This is a genomic window from Vibrio sp. 2130-1, assembly GCF_033339515.1.
Map to the genome: position 1 here is coordinate 1 of NZ_JAWOUT010000602.1, position 552 is coordinate 552.

Annotated in this window: 1 protein-coding gene; it reads left to right on the forward strand. The window is 48.6% G+C overall.

Annotated elements, in window-relative coordinates; all coding sequences use genetic code 11:
* Positions 1 to 41: 41 nt before the first annotated feature.
* Positions 42 to 552: response regulator (locus R7Q09_RS27645; protein ID WP_318144146.1), on the forward strand; the 511-nt coding region annotated here is incomplete at its 3' end.

The window sequence follows — 552 nt, forward strand, 5'->3', positions numbered from 1 at the left end:
AACTGGAAATTGAAGCGACTCTTGGGAGATTGAAATAATCTATGCGCTTATTACTCGTAGAAGATGACAAACTACTCGGTCAATCCATGGTGACTTCATTAAGTCGCCATGGGTACACCGTGGATTGGGTGGAAAAAGGGTCTGGCGTGACTAGCGCACTCAAAACAGAAGCGTTCACTGCCGTAATTTTGGATCTCACCCTACCCGAGATCGATGGAGTGGAAGTTCTGCGTAATATTCGCAAAGGCGGATTTAAGCTCCCAGTGATGATACTTACCGCACGCGACGACATTCGCGATCGCGTTCAAGGCCTTGATGGCGGCGCAGATGATTACCTCGGAAAACCGTTTGCACTCGAAGAGTTGCTCGCTCGCTTGCGTGTGTTGATTCGCCGTCAATCTGGCAGTGCAGAAGAAATCATTCAGGTTGGGCAGTTGTCTTTATCCTTATCGGAACAAAGCATTCGCTACGATGACGCGCTGCTTAAACTCACACGCAATGAATTTAAAATCCTCACCAGCTTGATGACGAACGCCGGACGCGTGCAAAGTA